Source organism: Micromonospora sp. NPDC048930, from assembly GCF_043197935.1.
Classification (GTDB): domain Bacteria; phylum Actinomycetota; class Actinomycetes; order Mycobacteriales; family Micromonosporaceae; genus Micromonospora.
Genome location: NZ_JBICUB010000002.1, coordinates 639,010 through 663,915 on the forward strand (window position 1 = coordinate 639,010; position 24,906 = coordinate 663,915).

Consider the following 24,906-nt stretch of genomic DNA (forward strand, 5'->3'; position numbering starts at 1 on the left):
CCTCAGTCCCAGTCCAGGCCGCCGCGCCGCCAGACGTAGGCGTAAGCGACGAAGACCGCGACGATGAACAGGACCATCTCCACGAAGCCGAAGATCGGCAGGGCGTCGAAGGACACCGCCCAGGGGTAGAGGAAGATGATCTCGATGTCGAAGACGATGAAGAGCATCGCCGTCAGGTAGAACTTGACCGGGAACCGGCCGCCGCCGACCGGCTGCGGGCTCGGCTCGATGCCGCACTCGTACGCCTCGAGCTTGGCCTTGTTCAGACGCCGGGGACCGGCGAATCGGGCGGCGGCCACGGAGAACAGCGCGAACCCCGCGGCGAGGGCGAAGAGCCCGATGATCGGTGCGTAAGGAGAGAGCGTCATCGTTGTCTCCTGCTCGTCCTTCCCTGACCTCGGTGGTTAGCGAAAATCACACTATTCACGTCCCTCGTGACCTCGGTCGGCGGGGTCGATCTTTGTCCTGCCCGGGGCCGTCGCCGGCCCCGGACCGGTGGTCCTACACGGCCGGCGCCACCCGCGTCATCGCGTTGATGATCCGGTCCATCGCGTCCCCGCCCCGGGGGTCGGTCAGGTTGGCCAGCAGCTTGAGCACGAAGCGCATCAGCATCGGGTGCGGCATGCCGTGCTTGGTGGCCAGCCGCATGACCTCCGGCCGGCCGATCAGCTTCACGAAGACCCCGCCGAGCCGGTAGTAGCCGCCGAAGCGCGCCTTCAGCTCCTGCGGGTACGCCAGCAGCGCCCGCTCCCGCTCGGCGCCGGCCGGCCGGGCGAGCGCCTGCACGGCCACCTCGGCGGCCAGTTCGCCGGACTCCATCGCGTACGCGATGCCCTCGCCGTTGAACGGGTTGACCATGCCGCCGGAGTCGCCGACCAGCAGGACGCCGCGGGTGTAGTGCGGCACCCGGTTGAAGCCCATCGGCAGCGCGGCGCCGAGGATCGGCCCCTCCGCGTTGGCCTCGTCGGTCATCCCCCAGTCCTCCGGGGTGTTGGCCAGCCAGTCGGTGAGCAGCCGCCGGTAGTTGGTCTTGCCGAAGGCGGCGGAGGAGTTGAGCACGCCCAGGCCGACGTTGACCCGGCCGTCGCCGAGGCCGAAGATCCAGCCGTACCCGGGCAGCAGCGCGTCGCTGCCCTTGGCCCGCAGCTCCAGCCACGACTCCAGGTAGTCGTCGTCGTGCTTGGCCGGTGACCGGTAGTAGCGGCGCACCGCGACGCCGATCGGCCGGTCCTCCCGCTTGGCCAGCCCGAGGGAGAGCGGGAAGCGGCCGGACACGCCGTCCGCGGCGACCACCAGCGGGGCATGGAAGGTGGCCGGCTCCTTCTCCGGGCCCACCTCGGCCTGCACGCCGATCACCCGGTCGTCGGCGTCCAGCACCGGACCGATCACGTTCACGCTGGTCCGCAGCTTCGCCCCGGCCGCGACGGCCCGCTGGGCGAGCAGGTCGTCGAAGTCGAGCCGGGTCCGGACCAGGCCGTAGTTGGGGAAGCTGGCCAGATCGGGCCAGTCCAGTTCCAGGCGTACCCCGCCGCCGATCACCCGGAGGCCCTTGTTGTGCAGCCAGCCGGCCTCGGGCGAGGTGTCCACGCCCATCCGGATGAGCTGCCGCACGGCGCGCGGGGTCAACCCGTCGCCGCAGACCTTCTCCCGGGGAAACTCGGTCTTCTCCAGCAGCAGCACGCGTACGCCGTGCCGCGCCAGGTGGTACGCGGTCGCCGATCCTCCGGGACCGGCGCCCACGACGATCACGTCGGCGTCGTGCTCCACCGCGGTCATCTGCGCCTCCTCCCGCATGCTCGTGAAATGCTTCACAAGCCGATCGGGTTGGAGTCTATGACCGGAGTCATACGTGTGGCTGGTGAGGGGTACCTAACTTCCCGGAAACGCGCCGGTCGGAGTCCACTTCGGCGTCACGGACGGGCGGCGTTCGCAGGTCCCAGGCCGGCGTCGACCCGGATCGTCTCGGGCAGGTGCTCACGCAGCGCGCCCCCGGCGGCCCGGTCGAGCGCGGCCAGCACCTCGGCCACCACCTGACGGACGTCGGCGGGATCCGCGCCGGCCAGCTCCTTCAGCTGGGCGATGAGTTCCGCGGCGTCGTCGTCCGTGGCCGCGTGCTCTGGTCCCGTCATGCGGGCGAGCTTACGGGGCAAAGTAGACTAAAGGTGCGGATATTTACGAAATAGGCGATTTTGCCTGCGGGATGCGGGCGGTCAGTCCCGGATCGCCCGGTGCAGCGCCGCCAGGCCGCCGGTCAGGTTGCGCCAGGCGACCCGCCCCCAGCCGGCCTCCTCGATCCGCGCCGCCAGGGCGGCCTGGTCCGGCCAGGCCCGGATCGACTCGATCAGATAGACGTACGCGTCCGGGTTGCTGGAGACCACCCGGGCCGCGGTCGGCAACCACCGCATCAGGTACGACAGGTACGCGGTGCGGAACAGCGGGTTGGTCGGATGGCTCAACTCGCAGATCACCAGCCGGCCACCCGGGCGGGTCACCCGGGCGAACTCGCGCAGCGCCGCCTGGGTGTCGACCACGTTACGCAGCGCGAAGGAGATGGTCACCGCGTCGAAGGTGGCGTCCGGGAAGGGCAGCCGCAGCGCGTCGCCGGCCAGCAGCGGCACGTGCGGGCGGGCCTGGCGACCGGCCCGGAGCATGCCGAGGGAGAGGTCGGCACCGACCGCGTAGGCGCCGGAGCGGCTCAACTCCTCGGTGGAGACGCCCGTCCCGGCACCCACGTCCAGCACCCGCTCCCCCGGACGCAAGCCGAGCGCCTCCCGGGTGGCCCGGCGCCAGGCCCGGTCCCGACCGGCGGTCATCACCGTGTTCGTCAGGTCGTAGCGGGCCGCCACGCCGTCGAACATCGCGGCGACCTCGTGCGGCTGCTTGTCCAGACTGGCGCGCTGGCCCTGGGGGGTACGGCTCACCCCTCCACTCTGCCAGCCGACCCGCGACCGGTGCCTCCCGGGTACGCCGAGGGGCGGGATGGTCGCCCACCCCGCCCCTCGGCGGTCCTGCGGTCAGTCGTCGGACTTCTCGTCGCTCGGGGCCACCACGACCACCTTGCGTCGGCGCGACAGGATCATCAGCACCGCACCGGCCAGCAGGACGGCCGCGCCGATCCCGCCGATCAGCCCGGCCTGCACGCCGGTGACCGGCAGCCCGCCCCCGGTGCCGCCACCCGGGGTGGGGGTCACGCTGGGCTGCCCGCTCGGGCTCGGCGCCGCGGTCGGGGTCCCCGTCGGGGTGGGGCTCGGCGTGCCGCTCGGGCTCGGGCTGGGCTCGGCCGACAGGTCGACGAACGCCTCGAAGATGGTGTGGTTGTCCAAGTCGTCGACCTCGGTGAACGCCTTGCGCTGCGCCGGGCCGGCCACCTGCGGCGTCTCCTCCGGCGCCCCCTCGGCCTGCTCCAGCCCGTACGCGAAGAGATCGCCCTCGTGCAGCACCGGCTCGGTGACGTCCGCGTTCACCCGGACCTTCACGTCGGCGGTGTAGTACTCGCCCGGCCGCACGACCACGCCCGAGTCCTCGCAGAGCAACTGGGCCTTGCCGAGGATCTCCTGCTGGACGCAGCCTGCCGGGGTCTGCACGAAGCTCACCCCGGCCGGCAGGGTCAGGCCGTAGAACACCCCGGTGGCGCGGCGGCTGCCGTCGTTGTAGATCGCCCAGTCCACCGGCACGGTGACCTCCCGCCGGACGGGCTTGAGGTCGGGCTCGTTCTGTCCGGCGCCGTCGACCACGACGTTGTCCTGGATGTCCTGCACCCAGGCGGTGAGGTCGTAGCCGGGGCGGGTCACCTGGATCGGCACGTCGACGATCTCGTCGGCGGTGTTCGGCTGCGGCGAGGTGGTGCCCACCCCGACGGTGAGCACCCCGCCATCACCCTTGCCTCCGGTGCTGAACAGCGGGATGCCGAAGTCCTCGCTGGTGCCGGCGGGCAGGTCGCCCAGGCGGCAGTCGTACATCGGGGCGTGGTTGACGGGCGTGCAGCCGTCCGGCATCAGGTAGCCGACGCGCTTCGGCTTGAGTTGGTCGACCTTGACGCGGACGCTGACGTCCTTCGCCGTGGCCGTGCCGACGTTGGTGACGGTGAACTTGAACGGCTTGGCCTGGGCCGCGTCGACGCCCTTGGCCAGACTGGTGCTGATCGGGGTGAGGACGAGATCGGGCAGGTCGGCGGCCTGAGCAGGGCTGCCGACGGCGGTCAGCCCCGCGGCGAGCAGGGTTGCGGCACCTGCCCGCGCCAGGGCGCGCTGGAAGAAGGTCATGAATCCCCCGGGGTCAGGGACGGACGTTGTGGACCGAGCGGACGGTACCGAGGCGACGTCACGCCACGCCAGAGCCACGTCGGTGAATGTCCTCTGTCTCCTCCGGACGGTGGACACAGCAGGGGCGGGATGGTGGACCATCCCGCCCCTGCTGCCGTGCGTTATGTGAACGGCCCTCATGGGCCGATGGAGGACACGCCTCAGTCGGTCGACTTCTCGTCGCCCGGGGTCACCAGGACCACCCGGCGCCGACGGGCGACCAGGAACATCACCCCACCCGCGATGAGCACCGCCGCGCCGATGCCGCCGATCAGGCCGGCCTGCGGACCGGTCACCGGCAGACCGCCGTCGCCGCCGCCGGCGCCACCGCCGGAGCCGCCCTTCGCGGCGACCAGGACAGCGTACGCGTCGGTGTTGTCGGTGGCGTCCACTTCGGTCGCGGCGACAGCCTCGGCGTTGTCCGGAAGCGCGCTCTCGCCCGTGGTGCGGGCGGTGGTCGCCTCGGCACCGAGCGCCTCGACGGTGACCTGGCCACCGGTCAGGGCACCGGCCTTGACGTCCGCGCCGACGGTGAGCAGGTGGTAGAACCGGGCACCCGCGATCAGGTCATCGCCGACCTTGTCCTGCGACACCGGGATCAGGTCGAGGTCGTCATAGGTGCAGACCCGCGAGGTCTTGGCGGCGTTGTCCACACACTCCTTCTCGGCCTCGGCGAAGGTCACGCCCTTCGGCAGCTTGACGCTGATCTTCAGGCCGGCCGCGGTCGCGTCGCCCTGGTTGAAGGCGGTGTAGATGAGCTGGCCGGTGTCGCCGGCGTGCAGGTCGCCAGTGATCTTGATCTTGCTGCCCTCGACCGTGACGGCCTTGTTCACGTCGTTGGCGATGACGGTCAGGTCCGGGCCGGTGCCCTCGACCTTGACCTTGACGGTCACCTCGTTGTTGGACTCGTCGGGGTCGGTGCCGTCGTGCAGGATGATGGCGCTGATTTCACCGGCGTCACCGGTGGCGGTGCCCTTGCGCTTCAGCGGGAAGCCCCAGTCGACGTCCTCGCCGGCGCCCAGGGTGTCGCCCTCGATGCCGCAGAGGATCACGCCGTCCTCGCGCGGGCTGCAGCCGCTCTCGTCGATGTCGACCTTGGTGGTGTCCAGCTTGCTGATGTCCAGCCCGACCAGGATGCCCTTGGCGTCGACCTGGCTCTTGTTGATCAGAGAGACGGTCGTGGTCTTGCCGGGCGCGCCCACCGCGATGGTGGTGCCGCTCGCCTCGATGGCCAGGTCGGCCGAGGTCTCGGCCAGGGCCGGCGCGGCGAAGAGGCCGGCGACCAGGATTCCGGCGGCGCCGGTGCCGGCGTAGGCCAGGGCGCGGTTGCGGAAGATCATGAACGAAATCCCCCCGTGGGATGGGATGGGAAAGGTGACGAGCGGGCACGTTAGCGGTCCGCGATCACCAGTGCCAGCCCACGCGCCGAACATTCACGACCTGCGAAGTTAAGGATCCCGTAAGGATTGCCCGAATTGATGGACTTGCCAGCCCGAGCCAGTGGCTTTCCTCGGGTGGACGGGCAGCCAAGAGGGACCTCCAGGCGATCAACCAATGACCGTTCGGCTGATCGGCCGGGCAGCCGAGCTGGTCACCGAGCGTTCACCGGACCGTCGCGAGGGGTCAGTTGACCTCGACGAGCGGCAGCGACTTCCCCACCCCGCCGCCCGGCAGGGCGATCGAGGAGAAGTGCGAGACCACCCGGTCGTCGCTCGGGTCGTCGGCCGGCGTCCAGTGCACCGCGAGCCGGTGGTAGAGGGTGTCCCGCTGCGCCGGGATCCGGTCCGCGGTACGGATCATGCCGATCAGGTCGTGCAGGTTGGAGCGGTGCCGGGCGCCGGCCGAGGAGATGACGTTCTCCTCCAGCATGATCGAGCCCAGGTCGTCCACGCCCATGTGCAGGGCGAGCTGGCCGACGTCCTTGCCGGTGGTCAGCCAGGACGCCTGCAGGTGCGGCACCGTCTCGAAGAAGAGCCGGGCCACCGCGATCAGCCGCAGGTATTCCATGGTGGTGGCCTGCGTACGGCCCTTGAGGTGGTTGTTCTCCGGCTGGTACGTCCACGGGATGAAGGCGCGGAAGCCACCCGTCCGGTCCTGCACGTCCCGGATCATCCGCAGGTGCTCGATCCGCTCGGCGTTGGTCTCGCCGGTGCCCATCATCATGGTCGCGGTCGACTCGAGGCCCTGCCGGTGCGCCAGCTCCATGACCTCCAGCCAGCGCGCGCCGGACTCCTTCAGCGGCGCGATCGCCTTGCGCGGCCGGTCCGGCAGCATCTCGGCCCCGGCGCCGGCGATCGAGTCGAGGCCGGCCGCCTTGATCCGGGCGATGGCCTCGTCCAGGCTCACCCCGGAGACCTTGGCCATGTGCAGGATCTCGCTCGGGCCGATCGAGTGGATGGCCAGTTGCGGGTACGCCTGCTTGACCGCGGAGAAGAGCTCCTCGTAGTACTCCACGCCGTAGTCCGGGTGGTGGCCACCCTGGAGCATGACCTGGGTGGCGCCCAGCTCGACCGCCTCGCCGCAGCGGCGCAGGATCTCCTCGGTGGGGTGGGTCCACCCCTCCTTGTGCTTGGGCGCGCGGTAGAAGGCGCAGAACTTGCACGCCGTCACGCAGACGTTCGTGTAGTTGATGTTGCGGTCGATCAGGTAGGTGACGATGTTGTCCGGGTAGCGCCGGCGGCGCACCGCGTCCGCCGCCTCGCCCAGCGCGTGGAAGGGCGCCTCGGTGTAGAGCAGCAGCGCCTCCTCGGGCGTGATCCGCCCGCCGTCCGCGCCGCGCTGCAGGATGTCGTCGATCTCCCGGCTCACCGTCACGACCCCGAGCCTACGTCGCCCGCCCGGACGCCGGCACGGCACTCCACCCCCGGTGACGGACGCCCCACCGATGGGCTCAGGCCATCCCGGGGCTGGCCACCGGCAGACCGACCCCCTTGGCCGCGTCCAGCAGTTGCCGGTCGTAGGTGACGAAGGCGACGAAGTCGGTGCCGGCCTGCCCGGCCAGGATCTCCGCGGTGGCGAGGTGGATGGCGTCCAGGCTGCGCAGCAGCGGTTCGGCGTACGCACCGGCGGCCGCCCGGACCGCGCCGTCGATCTCGACGCGGTAGAGCCGCCCCAGCACCGACGGAACGCCGACCAGCGCCTGCGGCGCGGCACGGCGGAGGGCCCGGGGCACCTCCACCTCGACCAGGGCCGACGAGACCAGCGCCATGCCGGCTCGGTCGTTGAGCCAGCCGATGAGGTCCGGTGTCTCTTCCTCGCGCCGGAGCATCTTGATGACCGCCGCGGAGTCGAGGTAGATCACCAGCGCTCCTCGTCCCGGGACTCGGCGAGGGCGGCCGCCACGTCCACCGTGGGATCGCCGAGCACCGGCGGCATCGGTACCGGTCCGGCCGACGTCGGCGCGGTCGCGCGGCCCTCCGCGACCAGGCGGCCGAGGAGCGCGTCGCCCGCCAGGATCGGGACCAGGCGGGCGATCGGCTCACCCCGGTCCGTCACCTCGACCGTCTCGCCGGCACGCACTCGCGCCAGCACCCTGCTCGTGTGCTGGTTCAGCTCCCGTACCGCGATCTGCTCCATGGCCCGAGTGTAGAACGAAATGTTCTACGCGTCGCGTGTCATCCCGTTGGATCAACGGGACAGCGCAGACGGTGATCTTCACCTATCGTGCGGTGTCCTCCTCAGGCTTCTCACAGGGAAGAGTCGTGACCGCACCCTTCACCAACCCACCACCCGTTCCGCAGGCGCCCCCGGCACCGGCCGGACCCGCTGCCACCACCCTCACCTGCCGCTTCTGCGGATCCGTCCCCGCCATCAAGGCGTCGCTGCACGGGCACCAGGGCTTCATCATCTTCATGCGCGTCCTCACCCAGCACGGTCCGTTCTGCCGGTCGTGCGGCATCGCGGTCTGCCGGGACATGAGCGCCAAGACGCTCTGGCAGGGCTGGTGGGGCTTCCTCTCCATGATCATCACCCCGCTGGTCCTGCTCGGGAACCTCATCACCCGGGTCCGGCTCGGCCGCCTCGGCGAGCCGGTGCCGGGCGCCCCGGGCACCCCCGCGGTGCCCGGCAAGCCCGTCTTCAAGCGGGCCGCGGCGCTCGGTCTCCTCGCGCCCGTGGTGATCGCCTCCGCGATCGCCTGGGGCATCTCCAGTGACCCGGCCTATGCCGAGGTCGGCGACTGCGTCAGCGCCACCGGCACCAGCACGGACCCGGATGTCAGCGTCGTCGACTGCGGCGACGCGTCGGCCGGCTACGTCGTCATCGGCAAGGTCGAGGACACCACCGACGACGGGCAGTGCGAGCGGTTCGCCGGCGCGGTCGCGAGCTACACCGAGCAGCGGGAGTCGCGGAAGCTCCTGCTCTGCCTCGGCGAGAACGGCTGACGGCTCGTTCCTCCGCCCGGTGCGTGCCGGCCCGCCTATCGGGGCGGCCCGGCACGCGGCCCGGCCTCAGGCGTCGTAGTCGACGGTGAGCTTGTCGGTGACCGGGCTGGACTGGCAGGTGAGCACGTACCCGGCGGCCACCTCGTCCGGCTCCAGCGCGTAGTTGCGCGCCATGGTCACCTCGCCCTCGACCACCTTCGCCTTGCAGGTCGAGCAGACCCCGCCCTTGCAGGCGTACGGCAGCTCGCCGCGCACCTTCAGGGCCGCGTCCAGCACCCGCTCGTCCCGCCCCATGGTGAAGCTCGACGAACGCCCGTCCAGCACGATGGTCACCTCGGCGCCGGCACCGGGCTCGTCGGCCGGGCGGCGGACCGGCTCCGGCGGGGCGTCGACGTGGAACAGCTCGGTGTGCACCGACGACTCCGGCACGCCCCGGCCGGTGAGCACCGCCTTGGCGTCCACCACCATCCCGTACGGGCCGCAGAGGAACCACTCCTCGACGCCCTCGCCGACGATGGTGTCCAGCAGCCGGGTCAGCCGGTCCGCGTCGATCCGGCCGGAGAGCAGCGGCGACTCGCCCTGCTCCCGGGAGAGCACGTGCACCAGGTGCAGCCGCGTCGGGTAGCGGTCCTTCAGGTCGGCCAGCTCCTCGGCGAACATCACCGAGTTCGCCGTCCGGTTGCCGTACACCAGGGTGAAGGTGCTGGCCGGCTCGACGGCCAGCGCGGTCGCGACCAGCGACAGCACCGGGGTGATGCCGGAGCCGGCGACGACCGCGCCGTAGCGGCGGACCCGGTCCGGCGCGAAGGCCGAGGTGAAGTGCCCCAGCGGGGGCAGCACCTCGACGGTGTCGCCGTTGCGCAGCGCGCCGCAGGCGTACGCGGAGAAGGCCCCGCCGGGGATCTCCCGCACCCCGATCCGCAGCCGACCGTGCCGGGCCAGCTCCGCCGGCGTCGAGCAGATCGAGTAAGACCGGCGGACGTCCTCCCCGGCGTCCCCGGTACGACGCACGGTGAGGTGCTGGCCGGCGGAGAACGCGAAGGTCGCCCGCAGCTCCTCGGGCACGGCGAAGGTGATCGCCACGGCGTCGTCGGTGAGCCGGTCGACGGCGGCGACGGGGAGCGGGTGGAAGACGGGCCGGCGACGGACCGGCCGCGTGATCGTGACAGTCACAGCGCCTTCAGGTGGTCGAAGGGTTCGGAGCAGGCGCGGCAGCGCCAGAGGGCCTTGCACGCGGTGGAGCCGAAGCGGCTGACCTGCTCGGTCTCCGGCGAGCCGCAGCGCGGGCAGCGGACCGCGAGGGTCAGCGGCACGACGTTGCCGCCGCGCGTGACGGGCGCGGGTGGGGCGATGCCGGCGGCGGCCAGCTTGGCCCGGCCGCTCGCCGAGATCCAGTCGGTGCTCCACGCGGGGGCGTGGACCGTGCGGACCTCGGCGTCGGGGTGGCCGGCGGCGGCGAGCGCCCGGCGGATGTCGGCCCGGATCACGTCCATCGCCGGGCAGCCGGTGTAGGTGGGGGTGATGGTGACGACGACCCGGCCGGTGGCCGGATCCTCCTCGACCGACCGCAGGATGCCCAGCTCGTCGATGGTGATGACCCGGATCTCGGGATCCACCACCGCCGCCACGGCCGCCCTGGGGTCAGTCACCACTTCGCCCCCGGGTGGGCGCGGTGCAGCACCTGCATCTCGGCCAGCAGGTAGGAGAGGTGTTCGGTGTGCACGCCGGCGCGACCGCCGCCCGGGGTCCAGCCGGTCTGCGGGCGGGTCAGCGTCGCCTCGTCCAGCACCGCGGTCACGGTGGCGTCGAAGTCGGCCCGCAGGGTGGCCGGGTCCACCGGCGCCGCCGGGTCCGCCGTGAACAGCTCGTGGGTGTACGGCCAGATCTGGTCCACCGCCGCCTGCATGCGCCGGTGCGACTCCTCGGTGCCGTCGCCGAGCCGCTTCACCCAGAGCGCCGCGTGGTCCAGGTGGTACGCCGACTCCTTGCGGGCCTTCGCGCCGATCGCGGCGAGCCGCTCGTCGGCGCACCCGGCCAGCGCGGTGTAGAGCGGGAGCTGGTAGGCGGCCAGGAAGAACAGCTTCGCCATGGTGACCGCGAAGTCGCCGTTGGGCAGCTCGACCAGGAGGCAGTTGCGGAACTCCCGGTCGTCGCGGAGGTACGCCAGCGCGTCCTCGTCCCGGCCGGCGCCCTCGAGCTCGCCCGCGTACGTGAGCAGGAGGCGGGCGGCGCCGAGCTGGTCGAGGGCGATGTTGGCCAGCGCGATGTCCTCCTCCATCTCCGGCGCTCGGGAGGTCCACTCGCCGAGCCGCTGCGCGGCGATCAGCGCGTCGTCGCCGAGGGCGAGGGTGAAGTCGTACGTGCCGTTCACAGGTGGGCCACCCCGTCCGGCACCTCGTAGAAGGTGGGGTGGCGGTAGACCTTGTCGGCCGCCGGGTCGAAGAAGGCGTCCTTCTCGTCCGGGCTGGACGCGGTGATCGCGCTCGCCGGCACCACCCAGATGGAGACGCCCTCCTGGCGGCGGGTGTAGAGGTCCCGGGCGTTGCGCAGGGCCAGCTCGGCGTCGGGGGCGTGCAGGCTGCCGACGTGGGTGTGCGACAGCCCGCGCCGGGCCCGCACGAAGACCTCCCACAGAGGCGACGGTTCCTTGCTCACGCGGCCACCTTCTCCTTGTTCCTCTGCTTCGCCGCGTACGCCGCGGCGGCCTCGCGCACCCAGGCGCCCTCGGAATGGGCGCGGCGCCGGTGCGCCATCCGCTGCCGGTTGCACGGCCCGTCGCCCTTGATCACCCGCATCAGCTCGTCGTAGTCGGGCTGGGTGTAGTCGTACGCCTGGCGCTCGTCGTTCCAGCGCAGGTCGGGGTCGGGGATGGTCAGGCCGAGCACCTCCGCCTGGCCGACGCACATGTCCACGAAGCGCTGCCGCAGCTCGTCGTTGGAGAAGCGCTTGATCTTCCAGGCCATCGACTGGGCGCTGTGCGTCGAGTCTCCGTCCGGCGGGCCGAACATCGCCAGTGAGGGGTACCACCAGCGGTCGACGGCGTCCTGGGCCATCGCCTTCTGCGCCGGGGTGCCGTGCGCCAGGGTGTGCAGGATCTCGTACCCCTGCCGCTGGTGGAACGACTCCTCCTTGCAGACCCGGATCATCGCCCGGGCGTACGGGCCGTAGGAGCAGCGGCAGAGCGGGACCTGGTTGACGATCGCGGCGCCGTCGACCAGCCAGCCGATCGCGCCCACGTCGGCCCAGTTGAGGGTCGGGTAGTTGAAGATCGAGCTGTACTTCTGCCGGCCGTCGAGCAGCAGCTCCACCAGCTCGTCCCGGCTGACGCCCAGGGTCTCCGCGGCGGCGTAGAGATAGAGGCCGTGGCCGGCCTCGTCCTGGACCTTGGCCAGCAGGATCGCCTTGCGCTTGAGCGAGGGGGCCCGGCTGATCCAGTTCCCCTCCGGCTGCATGCCGATGATCTCGGAGTGCGCGTGCTGGGCGATCTGCCGGATCAGCGTCTTGCGGTACGCCTCCGGCATCCAGTCCCGCGGCTCGATCTTCTGGTCGGCGTCGATCACGTCCGCGAAGTACGCCTCGAGGTCCTCGTCGGGGTCCGGACCGCCGCGCCGGGCCCGCGCCGCCGCCTCCCGCAGCGCCGCCTCCGCCGCCTCCACCTCGCCGAGCAGGCCGCCGCCCGGACCGTCCTCGGGCGGGGCGAAGTCGTTGCCATACATGAGGCCAGTGTTACAGCTCGCGACCGATGACACCAGAGGGTGTAACAGGTTTCCGGACGCACGGTCCGTCACCGGAGGACCGCCTGCGGTGAGACCCGTTGACCTGCGCGAACCGGTGTGACTTCGGCCACGCGCAGAAGATGAATCCTCTCAAGCACGGCAAAGTGGTCTATTCTGCCGCCTTCGTGGCGAGTCGCCGGCCGTCAGGTTCTGGCGTCCAGCCTGTCCGGAAGTAGACTTCCCCCGGCACACCGATCGGCTGCTGACGATCGCCATCACGCTCCAGGCCACTGTCCCCCGGCCTCGGCGATCAGAGCCGTACCCATTCGGAACAGCCGGTCCCCCCGGCCAAGACATCTGGAGTTCGCCCACTCATGCGACCTCGCGTGACCCTGGTGCTCGCCATCGTGGCGGTCCTCCTCGGCGGCGTCATGCTGGTGCCCGCCGCGTACGGGAAGCTCTCCGGCGGCGGCGCCCTGCCCAGCCTCGGCAGCATCGGCGGCATCGGTGGCGGTACGGAGCACGTGCCCGCGCCGACGCCCACCCCGCCGCCCCCGCCGACCCTGGCCGACGCCCCGGTCTCGGTGAACTTCCAGGGCAAGTTCTTCTCCTGGGCGCTGATGGACCGGAAGACCGGCAAGATCAGCGGTGCCCCGAACATGACGTCGACCAACTCGACCGAGTCGATGATCAAGGCGTGGATCGTCTCCGACTACCTGCGGGAGCTCGGCAGCAAGCCGCTCAGCGCAGCTCGGAAGAAGCAGGCCGTCACCGCCATCCGGGACAGCAACGACATCTCAGCCGAGGCGCTCTACAACGCCGGCGGGCGCCGGCCGGTGCTGGAGCGGCTGATCAAGATGTGCAAGCTGACCGACACGAAGATTGAACCCACCCGGGCCAAGTGGGCGTACACCCAGATGTCGCCGCGCGACGCGGTGCGGATGGGCGACTGCATCGGTGACGGCACGGCCGCCGGGCCGAAGTGGACGAAGTGGGTGCTCAACGAGATGGCCAACGTGCGCGGCAGCGTCAAGGACCAGAAGTCCGACGCCGTCCAGGGCGGCCACTGGGGCATCATCGACGGCCTGCCCGACTCGATCACGTCGCAGGGTCCGGTCAGCATCAAGAACGGCTTCACGATGCTCTGGGCCGACGTCCAGTGGCACGTCAACTGCCTCGCCGTCACCGACGACTGGACCCTCGCGGTGATGATGCGCTACCCGCAGAGCAAGGGCCTGTCGTACGGCGCGAAGGTCTGCGCCAGCGTCGCCACCCAGCTGGTGACCCCGCAGCCCGGCGCCGCCCTGAAGGTGCCGCAGCAGCCGGTCGGGAAGCTCTGATGGCCGGCACCCGCCGGCGGCCGGGCAGCGATCACCGGGCGCTGACGTACAGTGCGGTCGCGGTGATCCTGCTCGGGCTGGTGCTGGTCTCGCTCCGGTTCGTGCCCGGCTCGCCCTTCCGCCCCACCGCCACCTCGCACACCGGCACGGCGAGCGGCCGGGCCACCGGGGCGCCCACCGACCGGAGCACCCGTGCTCAGCCGTCGCCGTCCCCGTCGCTGGAGCCGCTGCCGTTCCAGGCCCAGGACCTCGACGACCTCGACATCAAGGGCTGGTACTCCTGGGCCGTCCTGGACAAGCGGACCGGGAAGATCATCGGCTCGGCGAACATGGACGAGACCAGCACCACCGCGTCGATGATCAAGGCCTGGGTGGTCGCGGACTACCTGCGCAAGAGCGCCGAGGCGGGAAAGACCCCGAGCGACGCGAAGCTGGACGACGCCACGCGGATCATCCGGGACAGCGACAACACCCGGGCCCAGCAGTTCTACGAGAGCGTGGGTGGGTCGGCCTCGATCAAGCGGCTGATCTCGATCTGCAGGCTCACCGACAGCAAGGTCGCCAGCGACGGCGGCTGGAGCCGGACCATGCTGTCGCCCCGGGACACCGCGCGGCTCGGGCTCTGCATCGACGACGGCCGGGCGGCCGGACCGAAGTGGACCAAGTGGCTGCTCAACGAGATGCGGCTGGTGCGCGGCGTCGGCGACTTCGGCATCCGCAAGGCGTTCCCGGCTGCCGAACAGAAGCAGATCGCGATCAAGAACGGGTGGATCGACCGGCAGAGGGAGCAGGAGTACCACGTCAACTGCCTGGCCATCGGCGACACCTGGACGATGGGCGTGATGGTCCGTACCCCCTTCAGCGCCGGCGGCGGGTGGGAGTACGGCATGGAGGCCTGCGAACGGATCACCGAGGCGCTGCTCCGCCCGGCGACCTGACCCGCACTGGCGCCGATGTGGCGGTATCCCGAGGCCCGGGCTGCCGCCACAGCTGCTTCCGGCGCGGCCCCGTTCAGCCCTCGAAGAACTCCGGTCCGTTGGCCGGCAGCGCGGGCGCCTCGCCGATCTCGGCGGCCCGGCGGGCGAACTCCCGCAGGCCGGCCACCTGCCGCTCGCCCAGGGAGAAGTCGAGGGTGCGGAAGTAGGTGGCCAGGGTGGCCGCGTCGAACGTCTCCCAGCGGGCCGCCGCGTCGGCCACCTGGTCCAGCTCGGCCAGGCACAGGTCACGCGAGCGCAGGAACGCCTCGTGCACCTCCTTGACCAGCCCGGGGTGGGCGGCGGCGAAGTCCCGGCGGACCGCCCAGACGGCGAAGACCATCGGCAGGCCGGTCCACTCCCGCCAGGCCTGGCCGAGGTCGGTGACCTCGAGGCCCTTGCGCGGCGCCTCGTAGAGGGCGCGCAGCGCCACGTCGCCGATCAGCACACCCGCGTCGGCCTCCAGCAGCATCTGCGTCAGGTCCGGCGGGCAGCGGAAGTACTCGGGGCGGACGCCGTACCGCTCGCCGAGCAGCAGCCGGGCCAGCAGCACCCCGGTCCGCGAGGTGGAGCCGAGCGCGACCCGCGACCCGTCCAGCTCGGCGAGGGGCTTCGTGGAGACCACGTTGACCGAGAGCACCGGGCCGTCGCTGCCGACCGCCAGATCCGACAGGAGCAGCAGTTCGTCGGCGTGCCGCAGGTACTCCACCTGCGAGATCGGCCCGATGTCCAGGTCACCGGCGACCAGCGCGGCGCTCAGCCGGTCCGGCGAGTCCTTGTGCAGGTCGACGTCGAGCAGGGCGCCGGACCGCATCAGCCCCCAGTAGATCGGCAGGCAGTTGAGGAACTGGATGTGTCCGACCCGGGGACGGGCGATGCGGTCAGCCATGCCCCTGACCGTATCGCCGCCCACCGCGGCCGGCTCAGCGGGAGGGGGAAGGAGTGGCCAACTCCGCACCGGTCGCCGCCGCGTCGGCGGCCGGTTCCGGGGGTACGCCGACCGGCGCCCGCTCGGCCCGGACGGCCCGGACGACCGGCGGCACGACCAGCGCGATCACCAGCAGCCCGGCGACCCCGCAGCCGGCGACCAGGACCCGGGGCGTGGCCACCTCGAGCAGGAGACCGCCGAGCAGGAAGCCGACCATCGAGGCGCCCTGGACGGACCCGCTGAGCGCGGCGTACGCCCGGCCGCGCGCCGCCTCGGGCACCCGCCGGGCCAGCAGCACGTTGTCGAACACGTTCGCGCCGCCGTTGCCCACGCCACCGAGCAGCCAGACCGGCACCAGCAGCAGCGCGGAGGGCACCGCGGCGGAGAGCAGGATCATCAGGCAGCATCCGGCGAGCAGGGCGAGGTAGCCGACGAGCAGCCGCCCGTCGTCGACCAGCCGCCGGGCGAGCCGGGCGAAGAGCCACGCCCCGATCAGGATGCCGAGCGTCCACGCTCCGGTGACCAGGCCGTACATGGTGGTGGAGCTGTGCAGGGTCTCGCGGATGAAGAAGACCTCGACCACGTTGATCGCCCCGACGGCGGCGATCACCCCGGCGATGGTGGCGATCATCGCGACCAGCAGCGGGTCCCGGCGCAGCCGCCAGGTGACCGTGGACGGGCCGGTGCCCGTGCCGGGCGTCGTCGCCGGGGTCACTCGCCGGCTGCCACCCCGGCGGGTCCGGATCAGCAGCCCGGCCGCGACCAGCGCCAGGTAGCTGGCGGCGTCGAGGAGCAGCGGCAGCCGGGCGCCGAAGCCGCCGACCAGCACCCCGGCCAGCGCCGGGCCGGCCAGCGCGCCGAGCGTCCCGGCGGTCTGGTTCAGCGCGGCGGCCCGGGGCAGGTCCTCGGCCCGGACCATGGTCGGCACCAGCGCGGAGAGCACGGGTTGGGTGACCGCCAGGCCGGACGCGAGCAGTGCGACCAGCGCGATGACCAGGGCGGGGTGACCGGCGTAGGCGAGGACGAGGCAGACGGCGGCCTGGCCGAGCCCGGCGACCACCAGCAGGAGGCGGCTGTCCACCCGGTCCGCGAGGCGACCGGCCAGCGGGGCGAGGGCGACCAGCGGCAGGGTGGCGGCCAGCATCAACCCGGACACGGCGAGGCCGCCCGCGCCGGCGGACTGGAGGGCCAGCGTGAGGGCGCTCGCGGCCAGGAAGTCACCGCAGGTGGAGACGCCCCGGGCAGCGGTGACGAGCCCGACGTCGGCCCAGCGCGACGGGCCAGATGTGAAGGACATATTTCGAAAATAATCCTTCACACCTGCTCGGCGCAAGCCCCGTCAATCGATGGGCAGCGCCCGGTACTGCACGGCCACGCTTCGGGCCCCTTCGGGCGGGTTGGTTCGCAACCGCCGCCGGTACGGGTCGATCAGCTCCTGGATCGCGTTGTTCAGCTCGAGCAGTTCCTCGGCGGTGAGCAGCAGCAGGCTGTCGCTGAACCAGGCGGCCGCGTACCACTCGGGCGGTTCGTCCGGGGCGCGCCGGATCCAGTCCCGGACCCGCTGGCTGTCCCGGGCCATGTGGGCCTCGACCAGCGCCGCCTCGGCGGCCCGGGCCTCGGCGTCGGCGTCCGGACCGGACTCCACGTAGTAGGACGGGCTGAACGCCTGCCAGACCCGCTCCCGGGCGTCGCCCCGGCTGGGCGCCTCCCGGATCAGCCCGAACTTCGCCAGCTCCCGGAGGTGGTAGCTGGTCGCGCTCGGGGAGAGACCGGCGATCTCGGCGCACTCGGTGGCGGTCGCGCCGCCCTCCACCGTGCTGAGGTGCTCCATGATCGCCATACGGGCCGGGTGGGCCAGGGCCCGCATCACCTGCGGGTCGCTGATCGTCATCCGGCGCTGTTCGGGATGCGCCTCGGTCATGCCCCCATGATCCCGCCCCGCCCGCGACCCGGCGAAATTCGGTTGCCCGGCCCGCCGCGCGGAGTAAGCTGCTCTGTCCCGCCTGACGGCCGTGGTGAGTAGCACCGCACAGGACGTCCCGCGCCGACCCGAGGTCGGAAACGCGAGCGGCAGCGTTGTTCCCCGTGACGAGGAGTACGTGGATGACCCTGCACGCCCAAGAACAGACCCTCGACGCCGAGCTCGTCGCCGAACGCGACCACCTGGCGGCGTCCCGCGCCGCGCTGGGCCGGATGCGCGAGCGGGCCGAGGCCCTCTTCGCCACCGGCGACAAGGTCGCCGGGGACGCGTACACCGCCGAGCAGCTGGGCCGGCACATGGCCCGCCGGGTCAAGGAACTGGCCGACGACCCCACCACCCCGCTCTTCTTCGGCCGCCTGGACTTCGGGGACGTGGACCCTGACCATGCCGGACGGCAGTACCACGTCGGGCGGCGGCACGTCACCGACGACCTGGGCGAGCCGCTGGTGCTGGACTGGCGGGCCCCGATCTCCCGGTCGTTCTACCGGGCCAGCGCCCGCGACCCGCAGGGCGTCGCCGTCCGGCGCCGGTTCGGGTTCAGCGCCGGCCTGCTGACCAGCTTCGAGGACGAACACCTCGACCGGGGCGAGGAGCTGGGCACGGCCAGCCGGATCCTCACCGCCGAGATCGAGCGGCCCCGCGTCGGCCCGATGCGGGACATCGTCGCCACCATCCAGCCCGAGCAGGACGAGCTGGTCCGGGCCGACCTGGCCGACTCGATCTGCGTCCAGGGCGCGCCGGGCACCGGGAAGACGGCGGTCGGGCTGCACCGCGCCGCGTACCTGCTCTACCTGCACCGGGAGCGGCTGCGCCGGTCCGGAGTGCTGATCGTCGGGCCGAACCGGGCCTTCCTGTCGTACATCGCGGCGGTGCTGCCCGCCCTCGGCGAGGTCGAGGTGGAGCAGGCCACGGTGGAGGACCTGGTCGCCCGGGTGCCCGTACGCGCGGTGGACGACCCCGCCGTCGCCACCCTCAAGCACGACGTCCGGATGGCCGAGGTGCTGCGCCGCGCGGTCGACGCGCACATCGGTACGCCCGCCGAGCCGATCATGGTGTCGGACGGCTCGTTCCGCTGGCGGATCGGCCTCGACCCGCTGCACCGGGTGGTCGAGGAGACCCGCCGGGAGGGGCTGCCGTACGCGACCGGCCGGGAGCGCGTCCGGGCCCGGGTGGTAGGGCTGCTGCAGCGGCAGTCCGAGGCCCGCCGGGCCGAGTCGCCCAGCGACGCCTGGCTGCGCCGGATGGGCAAGGCCAAGCCGGTCACCGCCTTCCTCGACGCGGTCTGGCCGGCGCTCACGCCGGAGGGGCTGCTGCACACCCTGCTCACCGACCCCGAGGCGCTCGCCACCGCCGCCAACGGCCTGCTCAGCGCCGAGGAGCAGGAGTTGCTCCGGTCGGGCCGGCCGGGCCGCACCCCGAAGGCGACGAAGTGGACCGCCGCGGACGCGGTGCTGATCGACGAGGCGGCCGGGCTGATCGAGCGGCCCGCCGGCTTCGGGCACGTGGTGGTCGACGAGGCGCAGGACCTCTCCCCCATGCAGTGCCGGGCCATCGCCCGGCGCAGCGAGCACGGCTCGATCACCCTCCTCGGCGACCTCGCCCAGGGCACCGCGCCCTGGGCGGCGACCGACTGGCGGGAGTCGCTGGCGCACCTGGGCAAGCCGGACGCGGCCGTGGTGCCGCTGAGCGTCGGCTTCCGGGTGCCGGCGGCGGTGGTCGCGTTCGCCAACCGGCTGCTGCCGGCGCTGGCGGTCGACGTACCCCCGGCACAGTCGCTGCGCCGCGACGGGACGCTGGCCGTGCGTACCGTGGAGGACCTGGTCGGGGCGACGGTGGCCGAGGTGCGGACGGCGCTGGCGCACGACGGCTCGGTCGGCGTCATCGCCGCCGACGACGCGGTGGACCGGCTCCGCGCGGCGCTGGCCGCGGCGGGCGTGGAGACCGCGACCGCCGACGACGTGGAGGCCACGGCGCGGGTCACCGTGGTCCCGGCGACCCTGGTCAAGGGCCTGGAGTACGACCACGTGGTGGTCGTCGAACCGGCCGCGATCGTGGCCGCCGAACCGCGCGGCCTGCACCGCCTCTACGTGGTGCTGACCCGGGCCGTCTCCCGCCTCGCGGTGCTGCACCGCGACCCGCTGCCCGACCCGCTGGCCGGCTGAGCGGCGCTGTTTCCAGGACGTAGTGGCCGCACACCGTCCCGGATGCCCCTACATCCTTCTTCGAGCGCGATCATGCGGTGGATCGGCGGGCGACGCGGTCGGGCGGCGGGTCAGCCGGAGAGGGCGGCGGCGAGGGCGCGGAGCGGGGCGCCCGACTCGGCGATCGGCACGGTGAAGGCCAGCCAGGAGCCGTCGGTGAAGTCGATGCGCAGCCGCTTCGGGTTGAGCCGGTGCCAGCCCACCCGGGCCGAGGCCACCTCGGCCCGGGGCGCCGCCCAGGCGACCCGGGTCTCGGCCAGCGACCGCTCGTCGTCCTCCCGCTTGGACAGCAGCTTCACCTCACCGGTGACGCAGGCCAGCAGCCGCCGGTCGGTGACGGCGAGCAGAGTGTGCCGCAGCTTCCCGTCCGGGCGGGGCGGGTGGAGTGCCCGGTGCAGCCGGGAGGCGGCCGAGCCGGGGGCGCCCCGGCCGGCGATCCCCCAGCCGATCAGGTCCACCAGCCGGTCGCCGCGGTCCCAGGTCGCCAGCGGGACGAGCAGGTTGAGCAGCACCGAGGTGACGGTCGCCCGGCCGGGCGCGTCCGGGGCCACCTCGTCCGGCGGCGGCGGGGGCGTGACTCCGCCGCCCACCTCCGCCTGCGCGTACGCCAGCACCCGCTCGCCCGGCTCGACGAGCTGGCCGATCCGGTCCAGGTAACTCGTGCCGTCCATCGGCTCAGTATCGGTCGTAGCCGTAGTCGTCGTCGGTGCGGCGCTCCGCGGCCGGCGCGTTGCCCATGACCTCGCCGACGATCTCGCGGACCCGGGCGGCGGCGGCCTCCTGGGCGCGGTTGGCCGCGGCGGTGAACTCCTCGGCCAGGGTGTACGAGTCGAACCGCATGGCCCGGGCGTTGATCTCAGCGGAGAGGATCTTGCCGTCGGCGGCGGCCGTCACGGTGACCAGGCCGGAGTCGCTCACCCCCTCGGCGCTGCTCTGCTCCAGCTCAGCCATCCGCGCGCCGAGCTCGCGCTGCCACCCGTCCAGGTTGCGGGCCAGCGCCTCGATCCGGTCCAGGGCGGGGAAGGACGTCATGGCTGCCTCTCAGTTCACGATCGAGTCGAAGACGTTCTGCACGCCCCGGGTGTACGGACCCAGGTCCTCCTTGTACGTGCCGTCCACCAGGTAGTTGCGGTCCTTGTGGCCGTCGGAGACGTCGTACATGCCGACGCCGGTGTCCAGCAGGGCGCCGCCGATGCCGGGCACGTTCACCGGCGACACCTTGTTGATCGCGTACTTGCCGGGGAACAGGATCGCGGTGCGCTTCAGCTTGAACTGCAACGCCTCCTTGGTGTAGCCGGACTTGTTCCAGGCCCGGTACGCCTTCTTGGCCTTGCGCAGCTCCATCACGGTCTTGCGGTACTTGGTGAGCAGCTGGGCGACCTTCTCCAGCTTGGTGACCAGCTTGGTGAGGATCTCGGCGAACCGGGCCACGATCTTCACCATCCGGCCGACCGTGGTGGCCAGCCGGGCCAGCACCCGGACCACCGTGGCGGCCAGCGAGATACCCGCGCTGAGGAAGGCGGCCACGGCCGCGATGATCACCTCGGTCAGGAACCAGAGCAGGAACTCCAGGATCAGCTCGACCAGGAGGTTGAACGCGTCGACCGCCGCGTTCGCCGCGTCGACCAGCACCTCCTTCGTGCCGTCCAGCCCCTTGGCCAGCTCCTCGATGGCCTCCTCGACCTGCTCCATCGAGGCGTGGAACTTCTCCGCCGCGTCGCCGTCCCAGGCGCCGCGCAGCCGGGCCCGGTCGGCGACCTGCTCCCCGGCGATCTGCCGGACCGCCTCACCCGTGGTCAGCGCGAGCTGGGCCGCCTGCATCAGGTCGTCCGGCTCGCCGGCGACCAGTTCCAGCAGCTCGTTGAACGGCCAGAGCACGGCCTGCGAGAGCGGCTTGAACGGGTCGGGGGTGCCCGACACGATCTGCTCGAAGTAGGTCTTGTTGCGCTGCAGTGCCTCGGTGCTCATCGATCCCCCTCAGGCGCCCGGCGCGAACAGGTCGGTGGTCCCCACGTCGGTGCCGGTGTACGCGTCGGCGGTGTCGCTGATCCCCTCGGCGATGTCGGCCATCACCTCGGCCCCCTCCGCCAGCCCCGTCAGGCACGCCTCGAACTGCTCCGCGTACGCGGCCGCGAGGCTGAACGACGCCGGCATGATGCCGAAGGCGTGCCGGGGCACGTGCCCGTCGTTGAAGACCCGGTTCAGCGCCCGGAACCGGCCCGCCCGGTCCCGCGAGGCGGCGGCGAAGGCGTGCAGCGCCTCCGGTTGGACGTCCAGGTTCTTGCTCGGACTCGTCACAGGACCCTCCCCAGTGTCCAGTCGACAGCCGCTCGCCCCCGGTGTGACGCGGGCGACGGAGATACACAGTAGGCGATCGTCGCCGCTCCGCGGGGCAACGGGGCTGGCGCGGACGCGATAGACAGGAACCGGGGACCGCAACCCCCACGAAGGAGCCCCTCATGATCCTGGCCCGCGCCGACCAGGTCAGCCGCCGGTACGGCGATGTGCTCGCCCTGGACCGGGTCGACCTGACCGTCCGCGCCGGAGAGCTGGTCGGCCTGCTCGGGCCGAACGGCGCCGGCAAGAGCACCCTGATCAACCTGCTGGTCGGGCTGCGCCGACCCACCGCCGGCCGGGTGGAACTCTTCGGCGGCGACCCGCGCGACGCGGCCAGCCGGCGGCAGCTCGGGGTCACCCCGCAGGAGACCGGGCTCCCCGGCACGCTCCGGGTCGGCGAGGTGGTCGACTTCGTCTCCGCCCACTTCCCCGACCCGGTGCCCCGGGCCGAGCTGCTCGACCGGTTCGACCTCGCCGACCAGGTACGCCGGCAGACCGGCGGCCTCTCCGGCGGGCAACGGCGACGGCTCGCGGTGGCCCTCGCCTTCGTCGGCCGACCCCGGCTGGTGGTCCTCGACGAGCCCACCACCGGCCTGGACGTGGCGGCCCGGCACGCCCTCTGGGAGGGGATCCGGGCCTTCCACGCCGAGGGCGGCACGGTCCTGCTGAGCAGCCACTACCTGGAGGAGGTGGAGGCGCTCGCGCAGCGGGTGGTGGTGATCGGGCACGGGCGGGTGCTCGCCGACGACACCGTGGACGCGGTCCGGGGCATCGTCGGCGTACGCCGGGTCAGCCTGGTCGCAGACGACCTGCCGCCGCTGCCCGGGGTGCTCTCCACCGAGCACACCGAGGGGCGTACCCACCTGCTCACCACCGACGCCGACCAGCTCGTCCGCGACCTGGTGCACGCCGGGGTGGCGTTCCGGGAACTGGAGGTCCGGCCCACCTCGCTGGAGGAGGCGTTCCTCGCCATCACCGCCGACGACCGGCCGACCGCCGTCACCGCCTAGGAGCCCGTCCGATGCCGCTCGCCCTGGTCCACGCCAAGTACCAGTTGCTGGAAATCATCCGCATTCCGGTCGCGGTGTTCGGTGCCGCGTTCTTCCCGGCCGCGTCGATGATCTTCTTCGTGGTGCCGTTCACCGGCGACGACGCCCGGGGCGCCACCTACGCCACCGCGTCGATGGTCACCTTCTCGGTGCTGACCGCCAACATCTTCCAGTACGGCGCCGGGGTGGCCGAGGACCGGGTCCAGCCGTGGAGCCCCTACACCCGTACCCTTCCGGCCGGCCCGGTGCCGCGCTTCGCCGGCCGGATCCTGGCCGGCCTGGTCCTGACGTACGTGTCGATGCTGCCCGTGGTGGTGATCGCCGCGGTAGCGACCGCCGCCGCGATCACGCCGCTGGACTTCCTGGTCGCCGTCGGGACGGTGGCGGTGATCTCCGTACCGTTCACCCTGCTGGGCCTGGCCATCGGCTACTCGATGCCGAGCAAGGCGGCGATCGTGGTCGCGCAGCTCATCTTCTTCCCGCTGGCGTTCGGCGGGGGCCTGCTCTCCGGCCCGGACGACGCGCCGGGCTTCATCCGGGCGATCGCCCCCTACCTGCCCACCCGGGGCGCGGTGGAGCTGATGTGGGCGGCCGCCACCGACTGGCGACCGGACCCGCTCGCCCTGTCGATGCTGGGCGTCTGGGTGGTGCTGCTCGGGGCGGTCGCCGCCTGGGCGTACCGGCGGGACGAGGGACGGCGCTTCACCTGAGGAAGGGGCCCGCGCGCGGGTTCTTGGTCCGATTCCCGCCCGGCGGTCGGCCGGACGGTGCCACGATGCCGGCAGGGCGTGCCGACCGGGCCGCCCACCGGCGAGAGGGGTCAACGTGAACGGCGTCGAGCCCGGCACGCCCTGCTGGGCCGACCTGGCCACCCCGGGGCTGGAGGACGCGAAGCGGTTCTACCCGCAGCTGTTCGGCTGGACCGGGCGGGTCTCCCCGGAACCGGCGGCCGGCGGCTACACCGTGTTCCTCAAGGCGGGCCGGGCCGTCGCCGGGGCCGGCCCGCCGGCCAGCCCGGACCAGGTGCCGATCTGGTCGACGTACGTGGCGACCGATGACGCGGACCTGGTGGCCACCCGGGTCGAGGCGGCCGGCGGTCAGGTGGTGGTCCCCCCGTTCGACGTCTTCGACCAGGGCCGGATGGCGGTCCTCTCCGACCCGGCGGGCGCGGTGTTCAGCGTCTGGCAGCCGATGGCGATGCGCGGGGCGGAGCTGTTCAACGAGCCCGGGTCGTTGTGCTGGAACGAGCTGGTCACCCCGGACCCGGAGGGCGCGAAGGACTTCTACGCGCTGGTCTTCGGCTGGCACCCGGAGGAGCGGCCGGTCGGCCCGGTCACGTACACCGGCTGGCGCTGCGGCGCGCGGATCGTCGCCGGCATGACGCCGCAGTTGGAGCGGCTGCCCGAGGATTTGCCGGCGTACTGGTCGGTCTTCTTCGCGGTCGAGGACGTGGACGCCACCGCCGCCCGCGCCGCCGAACTGGGCGGCACCATCCTCGTCCCGCCCCGGGACAACCCCGCCGGTCGCACGGCCGCCCTCCGCGACCCCCAGGGCGCCCTCTTCTCCATCACCACCCTCCGCTGACCGTCATCCCGGCCGAGCGCGCGCCGATCTTGCAGTTGTGGTTGGCGATACGCACCATCTCGCCCTTTTTGCCGCAGCCAGAAGTGCAAGATCGCCGAGGCGGGGGGTGGGGG

General features: G+C 72.3%; 28 protein-coding genes. 7 read left to right on the plus strand and 21 right to left on the minus strand.

Going from position 1 to position 24,906, the window contains the following annotated elements; all coding sequences use genetic code 11:
* Window positions 1–2: 2 nt before the first annotated feature.
* The 9 genes from ACGFI9_RS08410 to ACGFI9_RS08450 form a co-directional block, all read right to left on the minus strand.
* Window positions 3–368, minus strand: coding sequence for an NADH-quinone oxidoreductase subunit A (locus ACGFI9_RS08410; protein ID WP_355638086.1), 366 nt, complete (start codon window positions 366–368; stop codon window positions 3–5).
* Between the two features lie 133 nt (window positions 369–501).
* Entirely contained in the window at window positions 502–1,776 is a 1,275-nt protein-coding gene (locus ACGFI9_RS08415) for a geranylgeranyl reductase family protein (protein ID WP_393176359.1), read from the minus strand.
* A 134-nt stretch (window positions 1,777–1,910) separates the two neighbouring features.
* Window positions 1,911–2,129 (minus strand): hypothetical protein, encoded by a 219-nt coding sequence (locus ACGFI9_RS08420; protein ID WP_393176361.1) that lies wholly within the window; start codon window positions 2,127–2,129, stop codon window positions 1,911–1,913.
* Window positions 2,130–2,210: 81 nt separating this feature from the next.
* Complete coding sequence (locus ACGFI9_RS08425) at window positions 2,211–2,921, minus strand: demethylmenaquinone methyltransferase (RefSeq protein ID WP_393176363.1); 711 nt, start codon at window positions 2,919–2,921, stop codon at window positions 2,211–2,213.
* 93 nt (window positions 2,922–3,014) lie between these two features.
* On the minus strand, window positions 3,015–4,262 hold the full coding sequence (locus tag ACGFI9_RS08430; RefSeq protein ID WP_393176365.1) for a cell wall anchor protein: 1,248 nt from the start codon (window positions 4,260–4,262) through the stop codon (window positions 3,015–3,017).
* 200 nt (window positions 4,263–4,462) lie between these two features.
* Window positions 4,463–5,641, minus strand: coding sequence for a cell wall anchor protein (locus ACGFI9_RS08435; protein ID WP_393176367.1), 1,179 nt, complete (start codon window positions 5,639–5,641; stop codon window positions 4,463–4,465).
* A gap of 283 nt (window positions 5,642–5,924) precedes the next feature.
* Window positions 5,925–7,115: a cyclic dehypoxanthinyl futalosine synthase gene (mqnC, locus tag ACGFI9_RS08440; protein WP_393176369.1), complete on the minus strand. Its 1,191-nt coding sequence runs from the start codon at window positions 7,113–7,115 to the stop codon at window positions 5,925–5,927.
* 76 nt (window positions 7,116–7,191) lie between these two features.
* Window positions 7,192–7,602, minus strand: coding sequence for a type II toxin-antitoxin system VapC family toxin (locus ACGFI9_RS08445; RefSeq protein ID WP_393176371.1), 411 nt, complete (start codon window positions 7,600–7,602; stop codon window positions 7,192–7,194).
* Window positions 7,599–7,877, minus strand: a complete 279-nt coding sequence (locus tag ACGFI9_RS08450; RefSeq protein ID WP_393176373.1) for a type II toxin-antitoxin system Phd/YefM family antitoxin — start codon at window positions 7,875–7,877, stop codon at window positions 7,599–7,601. The genes ACGFI9_RS08445 and ACGFI9_RS08450 overlap by 4 nt, the downstream gene beginning before the upstream one ends.
* A gap of 125 nt (window positions 7,878–8,002) precedes the next feature.
* On the opposite strand from ACGFI9_RS08450, the gene ACGFI9_RS08455 reads away from it, so the two are divergent.
* The gene (locus ACGFI9_RS08455) at window positions 8,003–8,683 is read left to right on the plus strand and encodes a hypothetical protein (RefSeq protein WP_393176375.1); all 681 of its coding nucleotides are present in this window, start codon (window positions 8,003–8,005) and stop codon (window positions 8,681–8,683) included.
* 66 nt (window positions 8,684–8,749) lie between these two features.
* On the opposite strand, the gene paaE is transcribed toward ACGFI9_RS08455, so the two are convergent.
* The 5 genes from paaE to paaA are packed head-to-tail and all read right to left on the minus strand — an operon-like array spanning window position 8,750 to window position 12,399.
* The gene (paaE, locus tag ACGFI9_RS08460) at window positions 8,750–9,856 is read right to left on the minus strand and encodes a 1,2-phenylacetyl-CoA epoxidase subunit PaaE (protein ID WP_393176377.1); all 1,107 of its coding nucleotides are present in this window, start codon (window positions 9,854–9,856) and stop codon (window positions 8,750–8,752) included.
* Complete coding sequence (paaD, locus tag ACGFI9_RS08465; RefSeq protein ID WP_393176379.1) at window positions 9,853–10,332, minus strand: 1,2-phenylacetyl-CoA epoxidase subunit PaaD; 480 nt, start codon at window positions 10,330–10,332, stop codon at window positions 9,853–9,855. Before paaD ends, paaE begins: the two co-directional genes overlap by 4 nt.
* On the minus strand, window positions 10,329–11,054 hold the full coding sequence (paaC, locus tag ACGFI9_RS08470; protein WP_393176381.1) for a 1,2-phenylacetyl-CoA epoxidase subunit PaaC: 726 nt from the start codon (window positions 11,052–11,054) through the stop codon (window positions 10,329–10,331). Before paaC ends, paaD begins: the two co-directional genes overlap by 4 nt.
* Entirely contained in the window at window positions 11,051–11,338 is a 288-nt protein-coding gene (gene paaB / locus ACGFI9_RS08475; protein WP_393176383.1) for a 1,2-phenylacetyl-CoA epoxidase subunit PaaB, read from the minus strand. Before paaB ends, paaC begins: the two co-directional genes overlap by 4 nt.
* Window positions 11,335–12,399: a 1,2-phenylacetyl-CoA epoxidase subunit PaaA gene (gene paaA / locus ACGFI9_RS08480; RefSeq protein ID WP_393176385.1), complete on the minus strand. Its 1,065-nt coding sequence runs from the start codon at window positions 12,397–12,399 to the stop codon at window positions 11,335–11,337. The genes paaB and paaA overlap by 4 nt, the downstream gene beginning before the upstream one ends.
* Before the next feature lie 374 nt (window positions 12,400–12,773).
* On the opposite strand from paaA, the gene ACGFI9_RS08485 reads away from it, so the two are divergent.
* Both ACGFI9_RS08485 and ACGFI9_RS08490 read left to right on the plus strand, forming a co-directional pair.
* Window positions 12,774–13,739, plus strand: a complete 966-nt coding sequence (locus ACGFI9_RS08485) for a hypothetical protein (protein WP_393176387.1) — start codon at window positions 12,774–12,776, stop codon at window positions 13,737–13,739.
* Window positions 13,739–14,677 (plus strand): hypothetical protein, encoded by a 939-nt coding sequence (locus tag ACGFI9_RS08490; protein WP_393176389.1) that lies wholly within the window; start codon window positions 13,739–13,741, stop codon window positions 14,675–14,677. The genes ACGFI9_RS08485 and ACGFI9_RS08490 overlap by 1 nt, the downstream gene beginning before the upstream one ends.
* Window positions 14,678–14,750: 73 nt before the next feature.
* Here ACGFI9_RS08490 and ACGFI9_RS08495 read toward each other — a convergent pair whose 3' ends face one another.
* Genes ACGFI9_RS08495 through ACGFI9_RS08505 form a run of 3 tightly spaced genes read right to left on the minus strand, consistent with a single transcriptional unit; the run spans window position 14,751 to window position 17,562 of the window.
* Complete coding sequence (locus ACGFI9_RS08495; RefSeq protein WP_393176391.1) at window positions 14,751–15,602, minus strand: menaquinone biosynthetic enzyme MqnA/MqnD family protein; 852 nt, start codon at window positions 15,600–15,602, stop codon at window positions 14,751–14,753.
* Window positions 15,603–15,636: 34 nt separating this feature from the next.
* Window positions 15,637–16,938, minus strand: coding sequence for an MFS transporter (locus ACGFI9_RS08500; protein WP_393176393.1), 1,302 nt, complete (start codon window positions 16,936–16,938; stop codon window positions 15,637–15,639).
* A 42-nt stretch (window positions 16,939–16,980) separates the two neighbouring features.
* On the minus strand, window positions 16,981–17,562 hold the full coding sequence (locus tag ACGFI9_RS08505; RefSeq protein ID WP_393176395.1) for an ArsR/SmtB family transcription factor: 582 nt from the start codon (window positions 17,560–17,562) through the stop codon (window positions 16,981–16,983).
* Window positions 17,563–17,744: 182 nt separating this feature from the next.
* On the opposite strand from ACGFI9_RS08505, the gene ACGFI9_RS08510 reads away from it, so the two are divergent.
* A complete protein-coding gene (locus ACGFI9_RS08510; RefSeq protein WP_393176397.1) occupies window positions 17,745–19,784 on the plus strand; it encodes a HelD family protein in 2,040 nt (679 codons plus the stop codon).
* Between the two features lie 110 nt (window positions 19,785–19,894).
* On the opposite strand, the gene ACGFI9_RS08515 is transcribed toward ACGFI9_RS08510, so the two are convergent.
* Genes ACGFI9_RS08515 through ACGFI9_RS08530 form a run of 4 tightly spaced genes read right to left on the minus strand, consistent with a single transcriptional unit; the run spans window position 19,895 to window position 22,121 of the window.
* Window positions 19,895–20,494, minus strand: coding sequence for a hypothetical protein (locus ACGFI9_RS08515; protein WP_393176399.1), 600 nt, complete (start codon window positions 20,492–20,494; stop codon window positions 19,895–19,897).
* A gap of 4 nt (window positions 20,495–20,498) precedes the next feature.
* A complete protein-coding gene (locus ACGFI9_RS08520) occupies window positions 20,499–20,855 on the minus strand; it encodes a YbaB/EbfC family nucleoid-associated protein (RefSeq protein WP_393176401.1) in 357 nt (118 codons plus the stop codon).
* Window positions 20,856–20,864: 9 nt separating this feature from the next.
* Window positions 20,865–21,791: a WXG100 family type VII secretion target gene (locus ACGFI9_RS08525; protein WP_393176403.1), complete on the minus strand. Its 927-nt coding sequence runs from the start codon at window positions 21,789–21,791 to the stop codon at window positions 20,865–20,867.
* Between the two features lie 9 nt (window positions 21,792–21,800).
* Window positions 21,801–22,121 (minus strand): hypothetical protein, encoded by a 321-nt coding sequence (locus ACGFI9_RS08530; protein ID WP_393176405.1) that lies wholly within the window; start codon window positions 22,119–22,121, stop codon window positions 21,801–21,803.
* 161 nt (window positions 22,122–22,282) lie between these two features.
* Between ACGFI9_RS08530 and ACGFI9_RS08535 the strand changes: the two genes are divergently transcribed.
* From ACGFI9_RS08535 to ACGFI9_RS08545, 3 genes are all read left to right on the plus strand, one after another.
* Window positions 22,283–23,170: an ABC transporter ATP-binding protein gene (locus ACGFI9_RS08535; RefSeq protein WP_393176407.1), complete on the plus strand. Its 888-nt coding sequence runs from the start codon at window positions 22,283–22,285 to the stop codon at window positions 23,168–23,170.
* 11 nt (window positions 23,171–23,181) lie between these two features.
* Window positions 23,182–23,919, plus strand: coding sequence for an ABC transporter permease (locus tag ACGFI9_RS08540; protein ID WP_393176409.1), 738 nt, complete (start codon window positions 23,182–23,184; stop codon window positions 23,917–23,919).
* Window positions 23,920–24,034: 115 nt separating this feature from the next.
* Window positions 24,035–24,793, plus strand: a complete 759-nt coding sequence (locus ACGFI9_RS08545) for a VOC family protein (RefSeq protein WP_393176411.1) — start codon at window positions 24,035–24,037, stop codon at window positions 24,791–24,793.
* Window positions 24,794–24,906: the final 113 nt, after the last annotated feature.

Bases quoted from the DNA above. Each gene is read 5' to 3' on its own strand.
- ACGFI9_RS08410 (WP_355638086.1), bottom strand. From the start codon at position 368: ATGACGCTCTCTCCTTACGCACCGATCATCGGGCTCTTCGCCCTCGCC.
- ACGFI9_RS08415 (WP_393176359.1), bottom strand. From the start codon at position 1,776: ATGACCGCGGTGGAGCACGACGCCGACGTGATCGTCGTGGGCGCCGGT.
- ACGFI9_RS08420 (WP_393176361.1), bottom strand. From the start codon at position 2,129: ATGACGGGACCAGAGCACGCGGCCACGGACGACGACGCCGCGGAACTC.
- ACGFI9_RS08430 (WP_393176365.1), bottom strand. From the start codon at position 4,262: ATGACCTTCTTCCAGCGCGCCCTGGCGCGGGCAGGTGCCGCAACCCTG.
- ACGFI9_RS08435 (WP_393176367.1), bottom strand. From the start codon at position 5,641: ATGATCTTCCGCAACCGCGCCCTGGCCTACGCCGGCACCGGCGCCGCC.
- ACGFI9_RS08450 (WP_393176373.1), bottom strand. From the start codon at position 7,877: ATGGAGCAGATCGCGGTACGGGAGCTGAACCAGCACACGAGCAGGGTG.
- paaA (WP_393176385.1), bottom strand. From the start codon at position 12,399: ATGTATGGCAACGACTTCGCCCCGCCCGAGGACGGTCCGGGCGGCGGC.
- ACGFI9_RS08485 (WP_393176387.1), top strand. From the start codon at position 12,774: ATGCGACCTCGCGTGACCCTGGTGCTCGCCATCGTGGCGGTCCTCCTC.
- ACGFI9_RS08490 (WP_393176389.1), top strand. From the start codon at position 13,739: ATGGCCGGCACCCGCCGGCGGCCGGGCAGCGATCACCGGGCGCTGACG.
- ACGFI9_RS08495 (WP_393176391.1), bottom strand. From the start codon at position 15,602: ATGGCTGACCGCATCGCCCGTCCCCGGGTCGGACACATCCAGTTCCTC.
- ACGFI9_RS08500 (WP_393176393.1), bottom strand. From the start codon at position 16,938: ATGTCCTTCACATCTGGCCCGTCGCGCTGGGCCGACGTCGGGCTCGTC.
- ACGFI9_RS08505 (WP_393176395.1), bottom strand. From the start codon at position 17,562: ATGACCGAGGCGCATCCCGAACAGCGCCGGATGACGATCAGCGACCCG.
- ACGFI9_RS08510 (WP_393176397.1), top strand. From the start codon at position 17,745: ATGACCCTGCACGCCCAAGAACAGACCCTCGACGCCGAGCTCGTCGCC.
- ACGFI9_RS08515 (WP_393176399.1), bottom strand. From the start codon at position 20,494: ATGGACGGCACGAGTTACCTGGACCGGATCGGCCAGCTCGTCGAGCCG.
- ACGFI9_RS08520 (WP_393176401.1), bottom strand. From the start codon at position 20,855: ATGACGTCCTTCCCCGCCCTGGACCGGATCGAGGCGCTGGCCCGCAAC.
- ACGFI9_RS08525 (WP_393176403.1), bottom strand. From the start codon at position 21,791: ATGAGCACCGAGGCACTGCAGCGCAACAAGACCTACTTCGAGCAGATC.
- ACGFI9_RS08535 (WP_393176407.1), top strand. From the start codon at position 22,283: ATGATCCTGGCCCGCGCCGACCAGGTCAGCCGCCGGTACGGCGATGTG.
- ACGFI9_RS08540 (WP_393176409.1), top strand. From the start codon at position 23,182: ATGCCGCTCGCCCTGGTCCACGCCAAGTACCAGTTGCTGGAAATCATC.